Source organism: Arthrobacter sp. LjRoot14, from assembly GCF_964253905.1.
GTDB lineage: Bacteria > Actinomycetota > Actinomycetes > Actinomycetales > Micrococcaceae > Arthrobacter.
Genome location: NZ_CAXURL020000001.1, coordinates 1,080,301 through 1,099,138, shown reverse-complemented (window position 1 = coordinate 1,099,138; position 18,838 = coordinate 1,080,301). Strand labels below are relative to the sequence as shown.

The window sequence follows — 18,838 nt, the reverse complement described above, 5'->3', positions numbered from 1 at the left end:
CACAGGTCCGCGGCCTACCATGTCCCACATGAAGGCTGCCCGGGACGCCCGCTCTGCCGCCGTCGTCATCAACGCCGGATCACGCCGGGGGGCGGCTGGCGAACTTGCGGTGGACGCGATGAAAAAGGCAGGCGTGCCCATCACCGCCGTGCACCACATCCTGTCCGGGGCAGACCTGGCCGCGACGCTTGACCGGGTGCTTGCGGACGGGCACGACCTGGTGGTTGTGGGCGGCGGCGACGGGACCGTGTCCTACGCCGCCGGCCGGGTTGCCGGCACCAACGTTACGCTCGGCGTTCTTCCGCTGGGCACCGCCAACGACTTCGCCCGCACGCTGGAGATACCGAACAACCTTGCCGAGGCGTGCGCCACCGTCGCCGACGGGAAGGTGGTGGACGTCGACCTCGGCCGGGCCAACGGTAAGCCATTCCTCAACGTCGCGTCCGTGGGCCTGTCGGTGGCTGTGACGGAGGCTCTGAGCCCCCGACTGAAGCGTTACCTCGGGCCATTGGCGTACAGCATCGCCACGCTGCGGGCTTACGCACGGCACAAGCCGTTCCGGGCCCGCCTCGAGTTCCCGGAAGGGGACCACGAGCCGATGGAGCTCGACAACCTGCTTCAGGTGGCGGTCGGCAATGGCCGCCACTACGGCGGCGGCAACACGGTCTCCCCCACCGCAGGGATCGATGACCACCTCCTTGACATCTACGCCATTCTGGCCGGCCCGCTCCGGGAGCACGTGAGTATCGCACGTTTGCTCAAAGACGGAAGCTTCATCGAACACGACAAGGTGCACCACCTGACCACCCGACGTGTCCGGCTGGTCACCGAGCAGCCGCTGCCGGTGAACCTCGACGGCGAGATCGACACCACCACGCCCGCCGACTTCACCGTCCAGCGCAACGCCGTCCACGTCGTCGTACCCCAGGGCAGCACCAGCGCGGTATTCGACGGACCGAGCGCCGCGAACTGGCCGCCGTCGTGATTCCCGACGGCGGAACGTTGTGATTATTGGGGAACAAGCCGCCACAGCGACGTGACCTCGGCCGCGCGCGCCTCGAACAGAGGATCGTCCCGGTCCGATGCCTTCGGATGCGTTGGCTTGGTGTCGAGCCGCTCCAGCACCTTCAGCCCGGCCGCCCCGATGGCGGCCAGCAGATCCTCACGCGACCGCAGGCCAAGGTGCTCGGCCAGGTCGGAGAGGACCAGCCAGCCCTCCCCGCCCGGCTCAAGATGGTCGGAGAGTTCGTTCAGGAAGCGGAACAGCATTCTGCTTCCGGGGTCGTAGACCGCGCTGTCCAGGCTGGAATGCGGAGTGGCCGGAATCCAGGGCGGGTTGCACACGATGAGCGGTGCCCGCCCGGGCGGGAACATGTCGGTCAGGACGGCCTCAGCACGGTCCTGGACACCGAGGTTCCGGAAATTCTCAGCGGCGCAGGCGATTGCACGCGGTTCATTGTCGGTCGCCACCACGCGGCGGACGCCACGGCGCGCGAGGACGGCTGCGAGCACCCCGGTGCCGGTCCCGACGTCGAACGCCAGCGTGTCAGAGGGCAGCGCAGCGGCCGCGACGAGACCCACATACTCACTCCGGGTGGGGAAGAATGTGCCATAGTGCGGGTGGATGCGGCCCTGCAGGGCATCGACGTAGACGCCGTTACGCCGCCACTCGTGGGCGCCAATGGCCCCGACAAGCTCATGCAGGGACACAACTGAGGGTTCGCCGATATCACCGTAGGCTTCAGCGGCGGCCTGCCGGAGGTCCGGTGCGCGGCGCAGCGGCACCACCGGGCCCGGCTCAAGAGGAATCAGCAGCAGGCCGAGAATGCGCGCACGGTGCGAGGCGGACTGGCGATGCCGATAGAACTTTTCGGCCGGAGTTGCTGCGGTCTCTTTCCTTCCGGCGCCCATCCGCCGGTCCATGGCGTTGAGGATCTGCCGTGCATTGTGGAAGTCACCGTGCCAGAGCATCGCGATCCCCTGCGACGCCATCCGGTTCGCATCATCGGCCGTGAGGGAGTCGGAGACCACTTCGACGCGCGTCGGCGCCGGTCTGCCGTTCGCCGAACGCCACCGCGCGGTCATGCTCTCACCAGCCTCAACCCAGGTCACGACGGCGGGCTCATACACCGCAACTCCGCGTGAGGGGTTGAGGACAGGCGTCGGGATTCCCACGGGAGCTGGCGTGTCGGTAGTGATAAAGATCCGTTCCAGGCGTCAGAGGAGCCGATCGGCGACTGACGATTGCGGCGGTGATCCACGACGTGGAAGGCGACGGCCCAGGATTCCGGACCGTCATCCGGCCGCGAACCGAGCTCGGTTGATGGCCGCTGTAGCCATTCAACCTGCATTGTCAGGATACAGGGGCGCCGTGGCGGCTACCCGCCCACAGTCCTCCACGCCAAGATCTTCCTCTGTCTTGTGTTCGCCCGGCACCCACGAGGCGCAGACCAGCAGGACCTGCGCGCCGGCGTCGGCCGGTGATCTGGCCAGCTCCGGGAACCGCAGGTCGTATTAGGTCATCAGGCCGACTCGCGCTCCCCCGTGCTCGAACACCACCGGACTGGTGGACGGACCCGGCTTGATGAACGTCGACTCCCCTAAGATCGCTCTAGGCGCCGACCGTCGGGAACCTCCGGCCCTCACTGCATGGCTCGCCTTCGACGCGCAGAAAAGCGGCGGCCGCCCCATTCCGGGGCGGCCGCCGTCGTTATTAATTCAGCAGTCAGTTCAGCTCGAGAAGCTCGCGCGGCGCGCCTCGGCGTCCGCACGGTTTCCCGCCACATATCCGGGCTTCGGAAAGCCCACAGACTCGGGTAGGCCGGGAAGCTCCTCGCCGCGCAGGGTCGCCTGAGCGGTTTCCCGCATGTACAGCACGCTGACCAGGCCGATCACGCCGGCGATGGCCATGTACCAGCCGGGCACCAACTGGTTTCCGGTGGACTCGATCAGCTGGTTGGCCACCGTCTGCGACGGTCCGGCGAAGAACGCCGTGGAGAAGTTGTAGGCGATCGCGAAGCCCGTGTACCGGACCGCAGTGGGAAACAGCGCCGGCAGAGTCGACGAGACGGACGAAACCAGGATCACCAGCAGCAGTCCGAGCACCGCCAGGCCGAGGAACTGCAGGACAAGATTCGGCATGCCCAGCAGCATTACGGCCGGCACGGACAATACTGCGTAGCCGGCGGCGGCCACGAGCAACAACGGCTTGCGGCCCACGCGGTCGGACAGCGCACCGACGGGCGGTATCGCCACCAGCATCAGCCCCATGATGGCCACCAGCATCCAGTTTCCCTGTGCCGTGCTGTGGCCCAGCTGCCCGCTCAGGTACGTCGGCATGTAGCCGAGGATCAGGTAGAACGCCACGTTCAGCAGCACCACGAAGCCGGCCAGGACCAGGAGCTGCCGCCAGTTGTGCTTCAGCACATGCCGGAGCGGCGATTTGGTGGTCTCCTGGTGCCGTGAGGCCTCGGAGAAGACCGGCGCCTCCACCAGCCGTGTCCTGATCCACAGCGCGGTGAGGCCAAGGGGGATAGTCAGCAGGAACGGCAGGCGCCACCAGCCGTCCTCCATGCCCTGGTCCCCCACGATAGCGATCAGCGACGTGCAGACCACCGCCGCCAGCATGAAGCCCACCGTAGTGCCGAACTCCAGGAAGGAACCGAGGAACCCCCGGCGCCGGTCTGGGGCGGACTCGGCCATGTAGACGGCCGCGCCGCCGTATTCGCCGCCCGCGGAAAAGCCCTGCACCAGACGGCAGAGGAGCAACAGCGCGGGCGCGAGCAGGCCCACCGTGTCCAGTGTGGGCAAAAGGCCGATGGCGCCGGTAGCCAGCGTCATCAGCGTCACGGTGAGCACCATGACCTTCTGCCTGCCTACCCGGTCACCCAACGGTCCCAGGATGAGGCCCCCCAACGGCCTCACCAGGAAGGAGAGCGCCAGGGTGGCGAGGGTCAGCGTCACGCCGAGGCCGCCATCGCCTTCCTCGGAGCCAAAGAAGTTCGTGGCCATGTAAATGGTGAGGTAGCCGTACACGCCGTAGTCGAACCACTCAACAGCGTTGCCCAGGGCGGAACCAAGGATGGACCGGTGGAGGGAACGCTTGCCCTCCACCGTGCGGGGCTCCGCCCCGGGCGCGGCTAAGGGTTCCGGGTGCATGTCATGCACGGGCTGGGGACTGGTCATCATCGGTTCGTCCTTCAGGGAATTATTTTTCGTTAGCAAAATCGGCCGCCTTGGGGTTTAGCTGCGCAGGTCTTAACCGCGCGGTACGGCCATGTACTTGGTCTCGAGGAATTCCTCGATGCCAACGCGTCCGCCCTCGCGGCCCAGTCCGGAGGCCTTGATGCCGCCGAAGGGCGCCGCAGGGTTGGACACGATGCCGGTATTGAGCCCCACCATGCCCACTTCCAGCGCGTCCCCCATGCGGAAGCCGCGATCCACGTCCTGTGTGAACAGGTAGCCCACCAGGCCCCACGGGGTGTCGTTGGCGAGCCGGGTGACTTCCTCTTCGGTGTCGAAGGGAACCACCGGAGCCACCGGCCCGAAGATCTCCTGGCTCATCAGGTCGGATTCCGGGCTGACGCCGGACAGCACTGTGGGCGTGTAGAAGTAGCCGGGGCGCTCCGGACGGGAGCCGCCGCAGACCACGGTGGCACCCTTGGACACGGCGTCGTCCACCAGCTCCTGCACTTTGGTGAGCGCCTTCTCTTCAACGAGGGGCCCGACGTCGGTGCCGGACTCCGCGCCGTCGCCCACCGACAGCGCGCTCAAGCGGGCCGCCAACCGGCGGGCGAACTCGTCGGCAATGGGGCGCTGGACAAAGAGCCGGTTGGCAGCCGTGCAGGCCTCGCCCATGTTGCGCATCTTCGCAGCCACGGCGCCTTCCACGGCGCGGTCCAGGTCCGCGTCCTCGAACACGATGAACGGCGCATTGCCGCCGAGCTCCATCGAGGAGCGCATCACGTGCTGCGACGCCTGCTGGAGCAGCCGCACACCCACCTCGGTGGAGCCGGTGAAGCTGACTTTGCGGGCAATTCCGCTGGCCATCCAGGGCGACACCACATCCGAGGCCTTGGTGGTGCAGACAACGTTGAGGACGCCCTTGGGCAGGCCGGCCTCGATGAGGATGTCCACCAGCGCCAGGGAGGACAGCGGCGTGAGGTTTGCCGGCTTGAACACCATGGTGCAGCCGGCAGCGATCGCGGGGCCGATCTTGCGCGTCCCCATGGCCAGCGGGAAATTCCATGGCGTGACCAGCACGCACGGGCCCACAGGCTCCTTGGACACGAGGATCCGGTTCTTGCCGTCACCCGTGGTGGTGAGGTCGCCGCCGATGCGCACGGCTTCCTCGGAGAACCAGCGGAAGAACTCGGCCGCGTAGGCCACCTCGCCCTTGGCTTCCGCGAAGGGCTTCCCCATCTCGGTGGTCATAATGAGGGCCAGTTCGTCCTGCCGGGCCATGACCAGGTCATAGGCGCGGCGCAGGATTTCACTGCGCTCCCTCGGCGAGGTTTTAGCCCACTGCTTCTGCACGCGGCCGGCAGTTTCGATGGCCCGCTGCGCGTCTTCCGGACCGCCGTCGGCCACCGTGGCGATGACCTCTTCGGTGGCGGGATTGACGACGTCGAACCGGTTGCCGGAGGCGGCTTCCGCCCACTCGCCGTCGATGAACAGGCCGGTGCTGACCTTGGCGATCGCGTCGAGCGCCTTCTGCGAGGTCCGGGCAGTGCTGGTGGTCTGGGTTGTCATGTCAGGAATCCTTTTCGTTGGTGTTCGGAAAGTTCGGGGCCGCCGCGGGGCGGGTCAGAATGGTCTGGTTTGAGCCGGAATCGCCGGTGCCCGGATCGAGGAGTTGGGCGATGTGCCGGCCGGGCCGCTCGGCGTCGAGCTGCTTGACCTGCATGGCGCAGGAGAAGCCGTCGGTGAGCACCACGGACTCCGGGCCGGTGCTGCGCAGCGCCGGAGCCAGTGCCTGCTCCGCCACCTGCATGCTCACCTCGTAGTGCTCCTTTTCGAAGCCGAAGTTCCCTGCCACGCCGCAGCAGCCCGTGGCGTCCACCACCTCAGTAACGCCGGTCGCGGCCAGCGCGGCCTTCTGCGTGCCGGCGCCGAAGACGGAGTACTCGTGGCAGTGCGTCTGCAGCACCACCTGTTCCGGAAGCGGCTCCGCCGGGGCAGGCGTCCAGCCGGAGCGTGCCAGCTGGTCCACGTGCGACGCGAAGCTGCGCACCCGCGCCGCCACCCGCCGTGCCTGCTCCGTGTGGACCAACTCGGGCAGGTCCTTCCGGAGCGCGGCCGCGCAGCTGGGCTCCACCACCACGATGGGGCGGTCGGTTCCGTCGTCGAGCACGTCGGCGGCGTTGCCCAGCAGCTTCTTGGCGGTGTCCAGCTGGCCGGTGGAGATCCAGGTCAGCCCGCAGCACGCATCCGCCGAGCATTCGGTGCGCTCCCCCGCACCGGTGAGCACGCGGGCAGCGGCACCCGCCACCTCGGGCCGGAAGCCCTTGGTGAACGTGTCCACGAACAGCACCACGCCGTCTGCGGCATTCGCATCAGCAGCGCCGCCGGCACCCGGCATCACTACGCCCGCCGCCGCAACCTCCCTTTGCCACTCGTTGCCGCCGGCGAACCGGGGCAGGGAGCGCTCCGTGGTGAGGCCGCCCAGCATCGCGGCCGCCTTGCCGAGCGGCGTTGCCAGCACGGCGTTGACCAGCGGCGCGACGCGGCCGGTGATCTTCAGCCACCGCGGCAGCCAGCCCAGGGAGAAGTGCGAGAGCGGCCGCAGCCGGCCCCGGTAGTAGTGATCAAAGAATTCGGATTTGTAGCTGGCCATATCCACGCCCGTGGGGCAGTCGCTGGAGCAGGCCTTGCAGGACAGGCAGAGGTCCAGGGCCTCGCGGACCTCCTCGGACTTCCAGCCTTCCTCCACCGTGCGGGCACCGCGGACCATGTCCTGCAGCACGCGGGAACGGCCGCGGGTGGAGTCCTTCTCGTCGCGGGTGGCCCTGTAGCTGGGGCACATCACGCCGCCGGAATCTGTGCGGCAGCGGCCCACGCCGATGCAGCCCTGGACGGCATGGACCCACGGATCGATGCCGCTTCCGCCCGCGTCTGCCGGGTTGTCCGTCTCCGCGGAGGACCCGCCGCCGGAGTGCAGGGGGCGGAGGTCGAAGCTGGTCCGCCATTCCCGCTGCGGCACGCCGTCCAGCGCCAGGTTCTCATCCAGCGGGTCCGGATCCGTGAGCGAACCCGGATTCAGGATGCCGGCGGGATCCCACAGTCGGCGGTAGGCGGCGAACGCCTCCAGCATGCTGGGCGAGTACATCAGGGGCAGCAGCTGGGACCGGGCCCGGCCGTCGCCGTGTTCGCCGGAGAGCGAGCCGCCGTGCCGGACCACCAGCCGGGCTGCGTCGCTCGAGAACCGCCGGAAGACGTCCCGGCCTTCCTCGGTGCGCAGATCGTAGGTGATGCGGATGTGCATGCAGCCGGCGCCGAAGTGCCCGTACATGACGCCCTGGAGGCCGTAGCGGTCCAGCAGTTCCCGGAAATCGGAGAGGTAGTCCGCCAGGTTTTCGGGCGCGACGGCGGAATCCTCCCATCCGGGCCACGACTCGCCGCCCGTGGACAGCCGGGACGAGAGCCCGGCGCCGTCCTCGCGGACGCGCCAGAGGGAAGCCCTCTCCACCGCGTCCGGAACCTGCCGGCCTTCGACGAGGCGGCCATTTTCCCGGAGGCGGGCCAGCAGGCGGCCGGCCTGCGCCTTCACCTCGGTGGGGTCGTCCCCGTCGAGGTCCACGTACAGCCAGGCTTTGCCTTCCGGCAGCCCGAGCACTGCGCCCTCGCCGCGGCGGAAGCGCATGGTGTCCACGATCGCCTCGTCGATGCCCTCCACGGCGGCCGGGGAGAACTCGAGGATGGTTTCGATGTCCCGCGCGGCGTCCACCACGTCCGCGTAGCCGAGGCAGACCAGCAGCGCGCTGGCAGGTTTGGGCACCAGCTTCATGCGGGCACCCGTGACGATCACGCAGGTGCCTTCGGAGCCCACCAGGGCGCGGGCCACGTTGAAGCCCTTTTCCGGCAGCAGGTTGGCCAGGTGGTAACCCGAGACCTGTCGCTGGATCCGGCCCAGCTCAGTGCGGAAGCCGGCCAGGTTGTTGTGGGCCAACTCCTTGAGCGAGGTGGTGAGGGCCATGGCGCGGGCCGCGGCGGCGCTGTCCTCCGGGTGTGTGGCGCGCAGCCCGGTGGCAGTGGCGGTGAGCCGGGCGCCGTCGGAGGTGACGACGTCGAGTTCCACCACGTGGTCCGAGGTTCGGCCGTAGCGGACGGAGTGGTTGCCGCAGGCGTCGTTGCCCAGCGCGCCGCCCACGGTGGCGCGGTTCTTGGACGACGGGTCCGGGGCGAACGTGAACCGGTTGCCGGTTGCCTTCTCCACCTCCCGGGAAAGGACGGCAAGCACCACGCCCGGGTCCACGTCCACGGTGCCGCCTCCCTCATCGAGCCCGTGGATCCTGTTCATGTGCCGGGAGAAGTCCAGCACCACGCCGGGCCCGATCGCGTTGCCCGCCATGGACGTACCCCCGCCGCGGCTGATCAGCGGGGTCCCGGTTTCCCGGCACACCGCCAGCGCGGCCACCACGTCCTCCGCTGACCGCGGAAACACCACGGCAAGCGGAGGCACCCGGTAGTTGGAAGCGTCGTAGGAGTATTCGGCCAGCCGCCGCGCCGAGCTGTCGGCGCTGATCCCGATCGCTGACAGCCGGTCCAGCACCGCCCGCTGCGCCGGATTGGGCGCAGCAGAAGGTACGACGGCGACGGAAGCGTCAGGCGGGGAAGATACAGTCATCGCTTGGCTCAGGCTCCGGCGGTGGCGGGGACGGCGCCGACGACGGCACCCACGGCAGCCTCGAAACGCTCCAGGCCGGTGGAGATTTCCTCGGCGGTGACCACCAGGGCCGGGATCAGGCGGACCACGTTGCCGGCGGGGCCGCACGTCAGGGTCAGCAGGCCCTGGTCCGTGGTGGCCTGCTGGACCGCGGCGGCCGTTGCGGCGTCCGGCTTGCCGTCCTCGCCGGTGAATTCGATGCCCTGCATGAGGCCGCGGCCGCGGACGTCCCCGATCACCGGGAAGCGCTCTTGGATTTCCTTAAGCCCGGCTTGCAGCTGCTCGCCGCGGATCCGGGAGTTCTCCACGAGGCCCTCTTCCTTGACCACCTCGAGCGTGGCCACGCCGGCCGCGGCAGAGACCGCGTTGCCGCCGTAGGTGCCGCCCTGGGATCCGGGCCAGGCCTTGGACATGGTCTCGGTGGAGGCGGCGATGGCGGAAATCGGGAAGCCGGAGGCGATGCCCTTCGCGGTGACGATGATGTCCGGTGTCGCCGCGGAGTACTGGTGGCCCCAGAACTTGCCGGTGCGGCCGACGCCGGCCTGGACCTCATCGAAGATCAGCTGGATGCCGTATTTGTCTGCACGTTCGCGCAGTCCCTCCATGAAGGCCGGCGGGGTGGGCAGGTAGCCGCCGTCGCCCAGCGCGGGTTCGATGAGGAACGCTGCGGTGTCGTTGGGCGCGGTGCGCGTCTGCAGAAGGTAGTCGAGCTCCTGAAGGGCAAACTCCACGGCCAGTGCCTCGTCCCAGCCGTAGCGGTAGGCATAGGGGAACGCGGACATGTGGACGCCGGCCATCAGCGGGGCGAAACCGGCGGAAAACTTGGTGCCCGCGGTGGTCAGGGAGGCGGCGGCGACGGTGCGGCCGTGGAAGCCGCCCTGGAAAACCACGATGTTGGGGCGGCCGGTGGCCATACGGGCCAGGCGGACGGCGGCCTCCACCGCCTCGGAACCGGAGTTTGCATAGAAAACGGAGTCAAGGCCTGCCGGGAGGACCTCGCCGAGCTTTTCGGTCAGTTCCAGGAGGGGTTTGTGCATCACCGTGGTGTACTGGGCATGGATGATCTTGCCCACCTGCTCGCGAGCGGCTGCCACCACTTTGGGGTGGCAATGGCCGGTGCTGGTCACACCGATGCCGGTGGTGAAGTCCAGGTAGTCCTTGCCATCGGTCCCGTGGATCCAGCTGCCAAGAGCGTGGTCCACAACGACGGGGGTTGCTTGCTTGAGTGCGGGGCTAAGGGAAGTCATGCATTCCATGATGCAGGTCACATCTGTTTATTGTCAACAATCCTGCGATCCCGTACGGTTGTGGTGTGAGTAACACTGAAAATACCCGAGCGCCCCGCGTCGTCATACTCGCCGCTGAAGGGCAGCCCCTCCCCTGCAACCTCAACGAGATCGAAGCCCGGGCCGACGTCACCGTGACCGACGCCGCCGGCCTCGCGGAAGCCTCGCAGGGAGCCGACGTACTGTTCCTTTGGGACTTCTTTTCCGCCGCACTGCGTGACGCATGGCCGCACGCGGATTCGCTAAAATGGGTGCATGTGGCCGCCGCCGGCGTGGATGCCATGATGTTCGACGAACTGCGTTCCTCCGACGTGGTGGTGACCAATGCCCACGGCACTTTCGATCAGCCCATCGCGGAGTTCGTCCTGGCCTCCATCCTGGCCCACGACAAGCAACTGCACCTGAGCAAGAGCCTCCAGCAGCGAGCCGCCTGGCAGCACCGCGAACTCACCCGCACCGCGGGCTCGCACGCCCTGGTGGTGGGTACCGGAGGAATCGGCCGCGCCACCGCCCGCCTCTTGCGCGCCATGGGACTGGAGGTCCGCGGCGTGGGACGCGCGGCCCGCGAGGACGATCCCGACTTCGGCACGGTTCACCCGAGCGCGGACCTGGCCGAGCACGCCGGCTGGGCGGACCACGTGGTGCTGATCGCCCCGCTCACCGAACAGACCCGCAACATGGTGGACGCCCGCGCCCTGGCAGCCATGAAACCCTCCGCGCACCTCGTTAACGTTGGCCGCGGCGCACTAGTGGACGAGCCGGCTCTTATTGAAGCCCTACGCGAAGGCCGGATTGCAGCTGCCTCGCTGGACGTGTTCAGCGAAGAGCCCGTCCCGGCATCCCACCCCTTCTGGGCCATGGACAACGTCCACATGTCAGCCCACATGTGCGGCGATGTCGTCGGCTGGCGCGACGCGCTGGCAAGGCAGTTCCTGGACAACCTTGAGCACTGGACGGCAGGCGGGAGACTTGCCAACGTGGTGGACAAGGAACGCGGCTACGTCAGCAGCAGCTAACACCCAAAACTACAAAACCCGGCGGTTTGTGTGAGCCGCACCACATGGTCTAGATTGTAAACAATCTACCAATTAACTCGGAGGTGTCTTTTGCTGTTCAGCCAAGAGGAGTACGACGCCCGGCTCGCCGGTGTCCGCGTGCGCATGGCCAAACAAGGTCTTTCGGCTTTGCTTGTCACCGACCCGGCCAACATCTACTACTTGACCGGCTACAACGCGTGGTCCTTCTACACCCCGCAGTTGGTCTTCGTTCCCGCGGACGGCCCCATGCTGCTCTTCACCCGGGCCATGGACGCCGGCGGCGCCTCCCGCACCACCTGGCTGCCTGAGGACTGCATCGTGGGATACCCGGAGCAGTACGTCCACCGCCCGCACGTGCACCCCTTCGACTGGGTGGCCTTTGCCCTGCGCGAGCGCTACCTCATTGCCCCGGCGGCCAAGGGCTGCGTGGGCTTGGAAATGGACTCGCACTTCTTCTCCCCCAAGGCCTACCGCTCGCTGGTCAACGCCATCCCGGAATGGACACTCGTGGACAGCTTCGAGCTGGTCAACTGGGTCCGCTCCATCAAGTCCCCCGCGGAGATCCAGCTGATGCGCGGCGCGGCGCAGGTCTGCATGGCGGCCATGGAGGCGGCCGTCGAAACGATCGACGTCGGCGTCCGACAGTGCGATGCCGCGGCGGCCATCAGCCAGGCGCAGATTAAGGGCGCCAACGGCATCGGCGGGGACTACCCCGCCATCGTGCCGATGCTGCCCACGGGCGAGGCCGCGGACACCCCGCACCTGACCTGGAGCGAGGACCGCTTCGAGGCCGGCCAGGCCGTCGTCATCGAACTGGCCGGCGCCCACCAGCGGTACCACACTCCGCTGGCCCGCACCCTGACCCTGGGGAAGAAACCGGAGCGTCTCGCGAAGCTGGCTGACGCCGTCGCCGACGGCCTGAACGCCGTGCTGACCGAGGTGCAGCCCGGCGTCCCCGTCCGCGAACTCGCCCGCGCCTGGAACTGGACACTGGCCAAATACGGCCTGGAAAAGCCGTCGCGCATCGGTTACTCGATCGGCGTCGGCTACCCGCCCGACTGGGGCGAGCGCACCATCTCCATCCGCTCCGAGGAAGAATCCGTCCTAGCGGAGAACATGACCTTCCACGTGATCGGCGGGATGTGGATGGACAACTACGGTTACGAACTCTCCGAATCGATCCGCGTCACCGCCGACGGCGTCGAGACATTCACCAGCTTCCCCCGCGAACTCATCCAGAAAGGCGGCTAGGCCATGACTGTTGACCACATTGCCACCCGATCCCGCACCGCCCTGCCTTTGGCCGACCGCGCAGCCGACCTCGTCGGCTCGGTCATTGACTCCAGCACGTCACTGCTGGCCGCGCAGACGCACGACATTGTCCGCTTCGCCATGGGTTCCCCCGCGGACGAGGCCGTGCCGTTGGCCGAATTCCGGGATATCGCGGATCAGGTCATCGACCACAGCTCCATGACTTACGGCGCCACCGAGGGCGAGCCAGTACTGCTTAAGGCCCTCGTCGAGTACCTTGCCGGAACATCGGACCCCACCGCCGAGGAACGCGTCACCATCACCGCCGGCGGCATGCAGGGACTGGACCTAGCCTGCAAGATCTTCATCAACCCCGGCGACCTGGTCATCGTGGAAAGCCCCACCTACACCAACGGCAGCGCCACCGCCTTGAGCTACGGCGCCGAACTCCTCGAGGCACCCACCGACGAGAACGGCCTCATCGTGGAGGCCCTGCCCGAACTGGTTGCCGCCGCGGGCCGCACGCCCAAGGCCATCTACACGATCCCGAACTTCCAGAACCCGTCCGGCACCACTCTTTCGCTGCCGCGCCGCCACCAGCTGCTGGAACTGGCGCACGAGTGGAACTCCGTGATCATCGACGACGACCCCTACGGCCTGCTCCGCTTCCAGGGCGACGACCTGCCGTCCCTGCAGGCCCTGAGCCCCGGGGATCCGCTGTTGTTCTCCGTCCGCACTTTCTCCAAGATCCTGGCCCCGGGCCTGCGCGTGGGCTGGGTGGACACGGACCCCGCGCTGCGCCAGCTGGTCATCAATGCCAAGCAGGCCATGGACACCTGCACCAACGTTCCCGCCCAGCACATCGTGGCCGAGTTCATCCGCCGCGGCGGCCTGGACAACCACCTCGCAGGCCTGCGCACGGAGTACAAGCGCCGCAAGGACGCGATGCAGGACAGCCTGCGCCGCCACCTCGGCGACCGCGTCACCACCACTGATCCCGAAGGCGGCTTCTTCCTCTGGCTCACGCTCCAGGGCGAAGACGCGCGGATCTCCACGCGGAAGCTCTTCGAGACGGCACTCGCCGAAGGCGTCGCCTTCATCCCCGGGCCGGCGCTGTCAGCCAGCGGAAAGTTCGACGACGCGCTCCGACTCTGCTTCGCGTCCACCACTCCCGAACGGGCCGAGGAAGGCATCATCCGCCTGCGCCGGGCAATCGACCTTGAGCTCGCGGCAGTGAAGGGCGGCGACAACGCTTGAGCACTGCTTCTGGACACCAGGCCATGGAACAGCGGGTTCTGGAACAACTGGCCCTTGAGCAGAAGGTCATCGACCTGATCACCGAGGCCCACCTCGTTTCACTCACCACGGCCCTCGTGGCCGCCGGCGGCGAGAATCCCGGCGGCACTGAGGGAGCCACGGTGGAGGTCCTGAAGAACTTCTGCGTGGCTGCGGGCCTCGAGGTAACAACGGAAACAGTTGCTCCGGGACGGCCGAACTTCACGGCCGTCCTGCCGGGCGGCGTCGTGCCCGGGGCCAGCCAGCCCGCCGCCGTCCAGCCTGGCATCCTGTTTCTCGGCCACTCGGACGTCGTTCCCGCCGGGCCCGGCTGGGAGCGGCCGCCGTTCGAACCCTATGTCCGGGACGGCCGGCTTTTCGGCCGCGGTTCCACGGACATGAAAGGCGGCTTGGCCGCCGTCGTCATTGCCCTCAAGGCACTCAAGGACGCCGGCGCGCAGCTGCCCTTCAACGCTGCACTGGCGTGCACGGTGGACGAGGAGGACCTGGGCATCGGCATCCGGGCCTACACCGCCGCTGCCCTCGCCGATCCCGCCTTTTCCTACTCGGCGTGTGTCGTAGCGGAGCCCACCGACCTCGAGACGGTGATCGGCTGCCGCGGGGACAGCTACATCGAGCTGAAGGTCACGGGCAAGTCGGCCCACTCCGGCCGCCCGGCGGACGGCCGGAACGCCATCGACGCCGCGGCGAAGATCCTGGATCTGGTCCGCGAAGACCACGCCCGGCTGCAGGCCGGGCAGGACCCGCTGCTCGGCGCCGGAAGCTGGAACATCGGGCTCATCAGCGGCGGCACCGGAACCTCCATGGTGGCGGCAGAATGCACAGTGTCCTTGGACCGGCGGCTCATGCCCGATGACGACGCGCAGCAGATCCTGGACAAGCTCATGGCCCGGATCAGCGAGGCCGGCATTGATTCGGACGGCATCTCCGTGGGGTCTTCCGTGACCATGGAAATGCCCGGGTTCCGCACGCCGGAGTCCCATCCGCTCGTGGCAAACTCCGTGTCCGCGCTGGCGGACGCCGGCGTGGACAGCGCCATCAGCGGTTGGACAGCGGCCTGCGACGGCGGCTTCGTGGCCCGCGACCTCGGCGTGCCCGCTATCGTCATGGGCCCAGGCGGCCTGAACGACCAGGCCCACCAGGTGAACGAGTCCGTCAGCATCGCCGAGATCGTCGCGGCCGCCCGCGCGTACGCCCTCATGTGCTTGCGCCACGGCAACGGCTAACGGGTTTCCCCTGCAATAAGGAAAGGCTGGCTGCAGTTGCAGCCAGCCTTTCCTATTGCCTTGAGGTCTAAACGTTGGCGCCCATGCCTACGCCGATGCCACGTGGGCTTCGCTGCTGGCGCCGGTGAGCCGGTCCAGGGCGTCGTCCATGTGGCTGATCAGGAGCTTGCCCACCAGTTCCTCGTTACCGGCAGCCAAGGCATCGGCGATGGCGTGGTGCTCGGCAACGCGGGTGTGCGGGTCCGGGTATTTTTTCTCCAGCGCTGTCAGGCACATCCGGGTCTCGGTCAGCAGGGTGTTGTGCATCCGGGTGAGCCGGGTGCTTCCCGCAGCCGCCACGAGCGTGGCGTGGTACTCCATGTCGGCCTCGGACATGGCGTCCAGGTCCCCCTTGTCCGCCGCCTTCTTCATGGCCTTTACGACGTTCAGCAGCCGGGCCGCCACGTCCTGGGCCCCCTTCTGCAGGATGAGCTCGGACGCAGCACGCTCGACGGCGGTCCGCGCCACATACATGTCCCGCACCTCTTCGTCGGTCATCGTGATGACAAACAAGCCGCGGTTGCGGATGCTGATGAGGAGGCCCTCCTGGGTGAGCCGCTGCATGGCTTCGCGGAGCGGCCCGCGGCTTACGCCGAGTTCCTTGGCCAGCTCCGCCTCGCCGAGCTGGGCTCCCGGCGGAATGTGGCCCAGGCCTATCGCCGTGCGCAATTTCCCGGCGATAATTGATGGCGTGGATTCGCGCACCACGGGCTCAAATCTTTGCATCGGTAACCACTCTTCCGCTCGGGGGTCCGGCTGCGGCCCAGGGGCACGCAGTCAGACCCGTCCTTGTGTCCGCCCGGAGGGATCAGACTGGACTAGAAACTGTCTACAATCCTACAGGATTAAGATCCGGCGGTTGGAGAAACCACGAATCCTCGGCGGGCCATGCCCGCTGCCGGGCCCGGGCGTGACCTTCAGGGCTTGGTTTCCACCGCCCGCGAATACGTCAGGGTTTCGTCCCGCGCCCCGCCCATCCAGATGTCCTGGCAGGCTGCCGCCATCTCGTCCAGGCCCTCCACAATGGTGGCGAACACGTTGCCGGGCACCCATCCGGTGTCTCCGTTGAGCAACAGGTTGTTGCGGCCGTAGAAGACAGCCAGGTCAACGATTGTCTGCACGGAGTCAGTCCCCGAGTCCTGCTCGTAGCCGTGGGAGGGCGTCTTGAGGTCATTCGACGTGAACGTGAAATAGCAGACGTCGCCCGGAATCGGGGTCACGGTGGTGTTCTCCGCGCCGGGCTCGGCCGGAGCGAAGGCGGGCACCAGGTTGTAGATCTCGTTGCGGGCGTACTTTCCGTGGAAGACCTGGCCGCTGAGCGGCAGGGCATCCCAGACCGCGTTGCTGGTGCGGGGTGCGGCCTCATCATGCAGGAGGGCCTTGCAGGTCACTCCGCGCTTTTCGAGGGTGATGTTGATGTACCGGGCCATATTCTTTCCTTTACTTCCGGGTGGGGATGGAGAGCTGTGAGGTGCTGCGCGGGCGGCTGTGGTGCCAGCCCGTCGCGTTCTGGTAGGCGGCAGCGGCCGAAAGCACGCGCGCATCGCCGTGCCGGGGGCCAGCCAACTGCAGCCCGACGGGCAGCCCTTCCGCGGTGAACCCGCAGGGGACGCTGATGGCCGGCTGCTGGGTCAGGTTGAACGGATAGGTGTAGGGCGTCCAGGAGGTCCAGTCCGCCGAGGCGGATCCGGCCGGAACATCGCGTCCGGCTTCGAACGCGGGAATGGGCAGGGTGGGCGTCACCACGAGGTCGTAGCGCTCATGGAGCTGGCCCATTTCCCGTCCCAGCTTCATCCGGACCGCGGTGGCGTCCAGGAAATCGCCGGCACTGAAGCCTGCGTGCCGCTGCAGTGCAGCGGCCAGCAGCGGATCGACCTGGTCGATGGCACCGGGGCCATAGCCTTCCACCACCTTGGCCGCCCCGCTGAACCACAGCACATGGTAGGCGTCCACAGGGTCCGTCCAGCCGAGGTCGATTTCCTCGACCTCCGCTCCGAGTTCGCTCAGAACCTGGACCGCGTCGCGGACTGCCTTTTCGACGTCGGGATCGTTGCGGCCGTAGCCGAGATCCGGGCTGAAGGCGATTTTTCGGCCGCGCAGCCCTTCGCCGAGTGTTTCCAGGAAGGACCGCATAGGCGCAGGGCCGGCGGACCAGTCCCGGGCGTCGGGCTGCGAAAGGATATCCATCATCAGGGCCGCGTCCTCCACGGTCCGCGTGATGGGGCCGGCATGCGCGAGCGTCCCGAAGGGGCTGGCCGGGTACAGCGGCACCGTTCCGTAGGTGGGTTTGAAACCGACGACGCCGGTAAAGCCGGCGGGGATGCGGATGGAGCCGCCGCCGTCGGTCCCTACCGACCAAGGACCCATGCCTTGGGCGACCGCGGCAGCGCTGCCGCCGCTGGATCCGCCGGAGGTGCGTGAAGTGTCCCAGGGATTGCGGGTGATGCCGCAACGGGGACTGTCCGTCACGCCCTTCCAGCCGAATTCGGGGCTGGTGACCTTGCCGATCAGGACAGCTCCGTTCTCGCGCAGCCTCGCGACGGCGGGGGCATCCTCGCTCCAATCGCCATCAGATGAGGTCAGCCGGGAGCCGCGCAGCGTGGGCCACCCCTTGGTCAGCATCAGGTCCTTGATCGAGGTGGGAACGCCGTCGGCTTGGCCGCGCGGCTCATTCCGGAGCCAGCGCGCCTCCGATTCGCGCGCCGCCGCCAAGGCAGACTCCTCCTCCACCAGGCAGAAGGCGTTGATGTCCGCATCGTGCCGGTCGATCGAATCCAAGGCCGCACGCGTGGCCTCCACCGGCGAAACCTCGCCGGAACGATAAGCGGTGAGAAGTTCCGTGGCAGTGGCCCATTCCAGCGAATCAATCACTCTTTGCAGCTCCTTGTCCGTCCAAACAATATGCAGTCCCAACAATCTGTGATCCCGATAACACTCCCGTCAGGCTATGTGGCCCGCGTCACGATTGTCAACAATCCTACTTCCCTATCTTTTGCTCCCTCCATTTTGTACGATTGTGCACAATCCGGGAGGTCCCCGGTCCATTCAGAGGAGAATTTATGGGCGTCACCATTGGCATGCTTTACCCGGGCTACGGAGCCGAGGACGATTACCCCTACATGGAGGAACTGCTGGGTGATGGCGTCCGCCTTCCCCTGGTCCATACTTCCGTGGGCGTGGATGCGCATGAGGTCCAGGCCCTGCTGGACCTCGGCAAGAGCGAGCGACTCCTCGAAGGCGCCGAAGCCCTGCGCGCCGCCAAGCCCGACGCCGTGATGTGGGCCTGCACGTCCGGCAGCTTCGTGTTCGGCTGGGACGGCGCGCGACAGCAGGCCTTGGAGGTCCAGGAGGCGCTTGAGGTTCCCGCCTCCTCCACCTCGCTGGCATTCGTGGATGCCGCGCGGGCTTTGGGCCTGGACAGGGTGGCCGTGGCCGCCACCTATCCGGAGGACGTTTCCCGGCACTTCGCGGAGCTGCTCAGCCGCGGCGGAATAGAAGTGACCCAGCTGGTCAGCCACGACATTCCCACGGCCGCTCTCGCCGGCGAACTGGACCGGGAAGGCGTCCTGGACCTGGCCCGCAGCAACGACAGCCCGGAGGCGCAGGCCATCCTGATCCCGGACACCGCCCTGCACAGCGCCCGCTGGATCAACGAACTTGAGGCGGCCCTCGGCAAGCCGATTCTGACGGCAAACCAAGTGACCGTGTGGCAAGGCCTTCGTCTCGCCGGAGCCCTGCGCCCGTGCGACGCCCTGGGCTATCTCTTCAAGCACACAGCGGATGTATCTGTGGGGGCCTAACCCGCACGCAGCAAAGCGA

General features: G+C 67.5%; 14 protein-coding genes. 6 read left to right on the top strand and 8 right to left on the bottom strand.

Annotation, left to right across the window (positions count from 1 at the left end; all coding sequences use genetic code 11):
• Positions 1–19: 19 nt before the first annotated feature.
• Positions 20–985, top strand: a complete 966-nt coding sequence (locus tag ACSQ12_RS05185; protein WP_436064591.1) for a lipid kinase — start codon at positions 20–22, stop codon at positions 983–985.
• Between the two features lie 23 nt (positions 986–1,008).
• Here the strand turns inward: ACSQ12_RS05185 and ACSQ12_RS05180 are convergent, their stop codons facing one another.
• From ACSQ12_RS05180 to ACSQ12_RS05160, 5 genes are all read right to left on the bottom strand, one after another.
• Positions 1,009–2,085, bottom strand: coding sequence for a methyltransferase (locus tag ACSQ12_RS05180; RefSeq protein WP_436066936.1), 1,077 nt, complete (start codon positions 2,083–2,085; stop codon positions 1,009–1,011).
• A gap of 645 nt (positions 2,086–2,730) precedes the next feature.
• A complete protein-coding gene (locus tag ACSQ12_RS05175; protein WP_436064590.1) occupies positions 2,731–4,188 on the bottom strand; it encodes an MFS transporter in 1,458 nt (485 codons plus the stop codon).
• A 69-nt stretch (positions 4,189–4,257) separates the two neighbouring features.
• Entirely contained in the window at positions 4,258–5,751 is a 1,494-nt protein-coding gene (locus tag ACSQ12_RS05170) for an NAD-dependent succinate-semialdehyde dehydrogenase (RefSeq protein WP_043478953.1), read from the bottom strand.
• A gap of 1 nt (position 5,752) precedes the next feature.
• Positions 5,753–8,845: an FAD-binding and (Fe-S)-binding domain-containing protein gene (locus ACSQ12_RS05165; RefSeq protein ID WP_436064589.1), complete on the bottom strand. Its 3,093-nt coding sequence runs from the start codon at positions 8,843–8,845 to the stop codon at positions 5,753–5,755.
• A gap of 8 nt (positions 8,846–8,853) precedes the next feature.
• A complete protein-coding gene (locus ACSQ12_RS05160; protein ID WP_436064588.1) occupies positions 8,854–10,131 on the bottom strand; it encodes an aspartate aminotransferase family protein in 1,278 nt (425 codons plus the stop codon).
• 65 nt (positions 10,132–10,196) lie between these two features.
• Between ACSQ12_RS05160 and ACSQ12_RS05155 the strand changes: the two genes are divergently transcribed.
• The 4 genes from ACSQ12_RS05155 (at position 10,197) to ACSQ12_RS05140 (ending at position 14,980) form a co-directional block, all read left to right on the top strand.
• Positions 10,197–11,186: a D-2-hydroxyacid dehydrogenase gene (locus tag ACSQ12_RS05155; protein ID WP_436064587.1), complete on the top strand. Its 990-nt coding sequence runs from the start codon at positions 10,197–10,199 to the stop codon at positions 11,184–11,186.
• A gap of 90 nt (positions 11,187–11,276) precedes the next feature.
• On the top strand, positions 11,277–12,458 hold the full coding sequence (locus ACSQ12_RS05150; protein WP_043478950.1) for a M24 family metallopeptidase: 1,182 nt from the start codon (positions 11,277–11,279) through the stop codon (positions 12,456–12,458).
• A gap of 3 nt (positions 12,459–12,461) precedes the next feature.
• Complete coding sequence (locus ACSQ12_RS05145) at positions 12,462–13,715, top strand: PLP-dependent aminotransferase family protein (protein ID WP_436064586.1); 1,254 nt, start codon at positions 12,462–12,464, stop codon at positions 13,713–13,715.
• A gap of 23 nt (positions 13,716–13,738) precedes the next feature.
• Positions 13,739–14,980 (top strand): M20 family metallopeptidase, encoded by a 1,242-nt coding sequence (locus ACSQ12_RS05140; protein ID WP_043478945.1) that lies wholly within the window; start codon positions 13,739–13,741, stop codon positions 14,978–14,980.
• An 87-nt stretch (positions 14,981–15,067) separates the two neighbouring features.
• Here the strand turns inward: ACSQ12_RS05140 and ACSQ12_RS05135 are convergent, their stop codons facing one another.
• The 3 genes from ACSQ12_RS05135 to ACSQ12_RS05125 form a co-directional block, all read right to left on the bottom strand.
• On the bottom strand, positions 15,068–15,745 hold the full coding sequence (locus ACSQ12_RS05135) for a GntR family transcriptional regulator (protein WP_043478942.1): 678 nt from the start codon (positions 15,743–15,745) through the stop codon (positions 15,068–15,070).
• A 191-nt stretch (positions 15,746–15,936) separates the two neighbouring features.
• On the bottom strand, positions 15,937–16,449 hold the full coding sequence (locus ACSQ12_RS05130) for a DUF3830 family protein (protein WP_043478939.1): 513 nt from the start codon (positions 16,447–16,449) through the stop codon (positions 15,937–15,939).
• A gap of 10 nt (positions 16,450–16,459) precedes the next feature.
• Entirely contained in the window at positions 16,460–17,890 is a 1,431-nt protein-coding gene (locus ACSQ12_RS05125) for an amidase (RefSeq protein WP_436064585.1), read from the bottom strand.
• Between the two features lie 188 nt (positions 17,891–18,078).
• On the opposite strand from ACSQ12_RS05125, the gene ACSQ12_RS05120 reads away from it, so the two are divergent.
• Positions 18,079–18,819: a maleate cis-trans isomerase family protein gene (locus tag ACSQ12_RS05120; protein ID WP_043478933.1), complete on the top strand. Its 741-nt coding sequence runs from the start codon at positions 18,079–18,081 to the stop codon at positions 18,817–18,819.
• Positions 18,820–18,838 lie beyond the last annotated feature (19 nt).

What these genes read in the sequence shown, in the direction of transcription:
- ACSQ12_RS05165 (WP_436064589.1), bottom strand. Translation starts at nt 8,845, where the DNA reads ATGACTGTATCTTCCCCGCCTGACGCTTCCGTCGCCGTCGTACCTTCT.
- ACSQ12_RS05120 (WP_043478933.1), top strand. Translation starts at nt 18,079, where the DNA reads ATGGGCGTCACCATTGGCATGCTTTACCCGGGCTACGGAGCCGAGGAC.
- ACSQ12_RS05185 (WP_436064591.1), top strand. Translation starts at nt 20, where the DNA reads ATGTCCCACATGAAGGCTGCCCGGGACGCCCGCTCTGCCGCCGTCGTC.
- ACSQ12_RS05140 (WP_043478945.1), top strand. Translation starts at nt 13,739, where the DNA reads ATGGAACAGCGGGTTCTGGAACAACTGGCCCTTGAGCAGAAGGTCATC.
- ACSQ12_RS05170 (WP_043478953.1), bottom strand. Translation starts at nt 5,751, where the DNA reads ATGACAACCCAGACCACCAGCACTGCCCGGACCTCGCAGAAGGCGCTC.
- ACSQ12_RS05135 (WP_043478942.1), bottom strand. Translation starts at nt 15,745, where the DNA reads ATGCAAAGATTTGAGCCCGTGGTGCGCGAATCCACGCCATCAATTATC.
- ACSQ12_RS05145 (WP_436064586.1), top strand. Translation starts at nt 12,462, where the DNA reads ATGACTGTTGACCACATTGCCACCCGATCCCGCACCGCCCTGCCTTTG.
- ACSQ12_RS05175 (WP_436064590.1), bottom strand. Translation starts at nt 4,188, where the DNA reads ATGATGACCAGTCCCCAGCCCGTGCATGACATGCACCCGGAACCCTTA.
- ACSQ12_RS05180 (WP_436066936.1), bottom strand. Translation starts at nt 2,085, where the DNA reads ATGACCGCGCGGTGGCGTTCGGCGAACGGCAGACCGGCGCCGACGCGC.
- ACSQ12_RS05160 (WP_436064588.1), bottom strand. Translation starts at nt 10,131, where the DNA reads ATGACTTCCCTTAGCCCCGCACTCAAGCAAGCAACCCCCGTCGTTGTG.
- ACSQ12_RS05130 (WP_043478939.1), bottom strand. Translation starts at nt 16,449, where the DNA reads ATGGCCCGGTACATCAACATCACCCTCGAAAAGCGCGGAGTGACCTGC.